4 protein-coding genes and 1 pseudogene are annotated in these 3,027 nt (G+C 69.2%); 1 reads left to right on the top strand and 4 read right to left on the bottom strand.

The annotated features are described in order from the left end of the window. The 4 genes and pseudogenes from ACH107_RS31555 to ACH107_RS31570 form a co-directional block, all read right to left on the bottom strand. Positions 1 to 333, bottom strand: a pseudogene (locus tag ACH107_RS31555) (DNA mismatch repair protein MutT); the annotation flags it as partial. 30 nt (positions 334 to 363) lie between these two features. Continuing rightward, positions 364 to 762, bottom strand: coding sequence for a DUF983 domain-containing protein (locus tag ACH107_RS31560; protein ID WP_412509594.1), 399 nt, complete (start codon positions 760 to 762; stop codon positions 364 to 366). A 59-nt stretch (positions 763 to 821) separates the two neighbouring features. Continuing rightward, positions 822 to 974 (bottom strand): hypothetical protein, encoded by a 153-nt coding sequence (locus ACH107_RS31565; protein ID WP_412509595.1) that lies wholly within the window; start codon positions 972 to 974, stop codon positions 822 to 824. A gap of 106 nt (positions 975 to 1,080) precedes the next feature. Next, positions 1,081 to 2,478 carry a diguanylate cyclase gene (locus tag ACH107_RS31570; protein WP_412509596.1) on the bottom strand — a complete coding sequence of 466 codons (1,398 nt, stop codon included), beginning with the start codon at positions 2,476 to 2,478 and terminating at the stop codon, positions 1,081 to 1,083. A 93-nt stretch (positions 2,479 to 2,571) separates the two neighbouring features. On the opposite strand from ACH107_RS31570, the gene ACH107_RS31575 reads away from it, so the two are divergent. Then, positions 2,572 to 2,850: a DUF3572 domain-containing protein gene (locus tag ACH107_RS31575; protein WP_310692003.1), complete on the top strand. Its 279-nt coding sequence runs from the start codon at positions 2,572 to 2,574 to the stop codon at positions 2,848 to 2,850. The last annotated feature ends 177 nt before the right edge of the window (positions 2,851 to 3,027 follow it).

The following is a 3,027-nucleotide window of genomic DNA, read 5'->3' on the forward strand; positions in this document are numbered from 1 at the left end:
GAAGCCGCGCCAGCCCCGCGGTGCGTCGGGCCAGTCACCGGGACACCCGATCTGCTGGCCGGTCTCCTCCCAAAGTTCGCGAATGGCGGCAGCGGCCAGCCCGGCAGGGCGGCAGGCACTGTCCTCGGCCAGCCGGTCGAGGCAGGGCCGGGCCAGCGGGCGGCCGAAGGGCACGGTGTTGTCCACCGCGTCCACCGCGCCGCCCGGAAAGACGAATTTGGAGGGCATGAAGGCCGCGCCCGCGCCCCGTTGGCCCATCAGGATCTTCGGCGCGCGCACCCTGTCGCGCAGGACGATCATTGCGGCCGCATCGCGGATCGCGCTCTTGTGCATGCCTGCGTTTCCCGTTTCGCGGGACCGGGGTCAGGCCCTGTCGCCGAACCCGTGCATCTGGCGGGACCACTGGATGTTGACCACCAGCCCCTTCATCCGGGGCAGAAGATACAGCGAAAGCGCCACACAGCCAATGGTAAGCGCCGTTGCCAGTACCAGCGGGTTGGGTCGGAACTGGGTGAAGGCGACGTGGATCAGCGGCGCCATGAGGTGGCCGACCACGAGGATCGTCAGGTAGGCCGGCCCGTCATCGGCGCGATGATGGCTCAGGGTCTCCAGGCAGGCCGGGCATTGATCGGCCACCTTGAGATACCCCTTGAACATCACCCCTTCGCCGCAGTTGGGGCAGCGGCGGCGCAGGCCGCGCCACATGGCCCGCTTCATCGGGCGGTCATCCCGGGGCGCAGGGGGGCTGGGTCGGTCGGTCATGGGTGTCCTCGTCACGGACCTACAGATTGGCCCGGGACGCGGATGAATAAAAGGGGCGATCATGTCGCCGCGTCGGGATGTCGCGCGACGTGCGCGCGCTTGCCGTCCTGTGACACAGGGCCCATCCTGCGCTCTTCGATCCGGATAACAGCGGCGGCGACGGCGACGTCGCGGCCACGCAAGACCCGGTGGACGGCCATGGTCGTGGCCATGTGGCGCGCATGTCGGCGTGCGGGCTGACCGGTTTCGCGCCAGCCCCGGGTGCGGCAGACTGCGGCGGGCCCGGCCGATCGTCGGGGCGGTGGGACGCGATACGCCTCAGGCCGCCGAGAGGCTGACCGTGTTGCGCCCCGATCCCTTGGCCGCATAGAGCGCCAGGTCGGCCGCGCGGACAAGGTCGCCCGTCGCATCAGTCACCGCGGGGAATACCGGATCGGGCCCCGGCCCGGAGAGGCTGACCCCGATGGACATGGTAACCGGGATCGCATGCGTGTCACCGTGGACGTAGAAAGGCGTGTCCGAAATCACCCGGCACAGCCGCTGCGCGCTGCGCCGGGCATGATGGCTGTCGCTTTCGGGGATGGCGACGAGGAACTCCTCGCCCCCGATGCGGGCCAGAAGGTCGACGGGGCGCAGGCTGTCGCGCAGCCGCCCGGCGACCTGTTGCAGGATCTCGTCGCCCGCGGCGTGGCCGTAGGTGTCGTTGATGTCCTTGAAGTGGTCGATGTCCAGCACCATGACCGCGATCCTTTGCCCTCCCTCGGTGGCGCGATCGGCCATGTTTTCCATGTGTGGCAGGGCATAGCGGCGGTTGAACAGCCCCGTCAGCGGATCGGTGACCGCAGCGCGCAGGCCGGTCCGCACCGTGTCGCGCAGGGCGTCGTTGCGCCGCTTGTCGGCGATGAGCCCGCTGGCGCGCAGCACGAGCTCCTGGGCGCTGGCGCCGTCCGGGACCAGGTCGTTGGCCCCGAGGTCCAGCGCCATGGCCTGGACCATGGCGCGGTCCTCGGGAAGAATGACGAGAATGGCGGCGTTGCGGGTGTCGCTGCGGCTGCGCAGTTCCGACAGCAGGCGATAAAGCTCGGCTTCCGGCAGGGCGGCGTCGCGGCCGTCGACCAGCAGCAGGTCGCCCGACAGTCGGTCGGGCAGGCCCGCGCGAGGGCTGAAGCCGGCCCTCTGCACCCGGATGTTGCGACAGCCGGCGAACTTGCGTTCCGCGCAGCGCAGGAATCGCGGCTCCGGAGACAGTGCCACGACGGTGGCACCGCGGTCGAAGCCAGCCTGCGCCTCGGAAAAGCCGAGGGCGCGGCGGGTGTCCTCGCGCAGGCGCAGTTCCAGGTTGGCGTCGCGCGCGCGCAAAAGCGAGCGGATGCGCGCCTGGAGGATCTGATCGTTGAGCGGCCGGGCCAGAACGTCGTCCGCCCCGGCCTCGAGCGCGCGAACACGGTCGCCGGGGCGGGGGAAGCTGCCGGTCGCGATCACAGGGATCAGGGCGGTCTCGGGCCGCCGTTTCAGGTCGCGGCAGAAAGCCAGCGCCGCGGTGCTGTCGGTCGTCACGTCCAGAACGACGAGGTCGGGCGGGGCCTGCGCGATCTCGGCAAGGGCCGTGTGGGTATCATGGCAGGGGCGCACGCGGTGCTGCGCGGCCAGAAGTTTGACCTTGAGCACGATGCGGTTGGTCGCCACACTGTCGACAATCAGGATGTCGCCGGGCATTCTGTGTTCCTTCCACGAGGGCGTTCGCCTTCCCTCGTCCAAGGGTCGGTGCTATTGGTTAAGAAACCGTTTCCGCGAGGGCAAAGACCGCCGATGACCCCCCAACAGGCTGAAAGCCTCGCGATCGAGGCCCTGGGCTGGCTGGCCGGGAACGCGGAGCTTTGCCCAGTTTTTCTTGGATCGACCGGGGCCGCAGCCGAGGACCTGCGCGCGCTTGCGCGGGATCCCGCCTTTCTGGCCTCGGTGCTGGACTTCGTCACCATGGATGACGCCTGGGTGGTGGCATTCTGCGATGCGCAGGGCTTGAAGTATGAAGACCCGTTAAGGGCGCGCCACGCGCTGCCCGGGGCGGAACAGGTCCATTGGACCTGACCCAACGCCGGACCCGGGGACGGAAATTGGCGCGTTTCCGTCCCCGCCCCGACTTTCACGGAATTGGGGCCTGGCGGTGGGTCTAGAGATCCGGGTAGAGCGGGAAGGTTTTGCAGATTGTTTCGACCTCCGCCCGGATGCGGGCCTCGGTTTCGGCGTTGCCGTCCTCGCCCTGGG

Source organism: Roseovarius halophilus (ex Wu et al. 2025) (assembly GCF_047086965.1).